This window comes from Bacillus haikouensis (assembly GCF_013179555.1).
Lineage (GTDB): Bacteria > Bacillota > Bacilli > Bacillales > Bacillaceae_B > Rossellomorea > Rossellomorea haikouensis_A.
The window spans coordinates 1-1,029 of record NZ_JABMCR010000563.1; the positions used below are offsets into that span (position 1 = coordinate 1).

Sequence of the window (1,029 nt, forward strand, 5' to 3'; positions counted from 1 at the left end):
CCTTCGCTGTATCGCCGGGGCACTCGTCCTGCTGCCGATCTTCTTCATCCAGCGGCGAAAAGGGGAGAAAAAGCCTCTGCCGATCTGGAAGTTGATCGTAGTCGGCATCGGGAACGCAGCACTTCCTTGGACACTGATCGCCTTGAGTGAAACCCAGATTAATAGTAATACGGCGTCGATCTTGAACGCGACAACCCCGATCTGGACAGGGTTAATTGGTTTTCTGCTGTTTTCTGCCGTGTTGACGAGTTTTCAATGGATCGGGATCGTGGTCGGCTTCCTTGGGATTTTAGTCTTGATGAACTTTGAAGTGAGCGGCATATTCACCTCTGACTTTGTCGGGGTCGGAACGATGATCCTGGCGACCGTGAGCTATGCGTTTTCTTCTCATTTCACAAAAAAATATCTGGCCGGAACGACTGTGGTCACAATCTCCACGTTCCAATTGCTGATCGGAGCTGGGATCGGATTGATCGGTACGCTGGTGACCCAGCCGATATCAATCGGAAGCTTGATGTCAGCCGAAGTCCTGCTTGGAATCATCGGACTGGGCTGCTTCGGTTCAGGAATCGCCACGCTCCTGTATTTCTACATCATGACAAAAGGAAGCCCGGAATTCGCTTCTACTGTCACCTATTTAATACCTGGGACAGCGATGATCTGGGGATTTGTCCTGTTGGATGAGCCTGTAACACATAACCTGCTCCTTGGACTTCTCATCATTTTTGCAGGCGTGTTCCTATCATCGAGAAAATCGAAAAAGACCCTTTCATCGCTTACTGCAGAGGCGCGGTGAGAATTTAAACAAACGTTTGATTAAGGTTTGAAACCCCAACAATGACGGGGATTCATGTACTTAAACAAACGTTTGTTTTATTTTTAAGAAACAGGATTTTTACTCGCAGTGGTGCAAACCAATCTACTTTCATATAAAATAAAAAGGATACATAGGTTAGAATAGTACATGTTGCCGGCAGACCATACCAGCGTATGCATGGGCTGCCGATCGGCAAATAAAGAATAAGAGGG

2 protein-coding genes are annotated in these 1,029 nt (G+C 47.3%); one reads left to right on the plus strand and one right to left on the minus strand.

Annotated features, from left to right (window positions below; genetic code table 11):
- The coding region (locus tag HP456_RS24300; protein WP_172255784.1) for a DMT family transporter at positions 1–796 on the plus strand (796 nt) is incomplete at its 5' end.
- A gap of 52 nt (positions 797–848) precedes the next feature.
- On the opposite strand, the gene HP456_RS24895 is transcribed toward HP456_RS24300, so the two are convergent.
- Positions 849–1,029, minus strand: a 181-nt coding sequence (locus tag HP456_RS24895) for a hypothetical protein (protein WP_216663421.1), incomplete at its 5' end; no start/stop codon positions are given.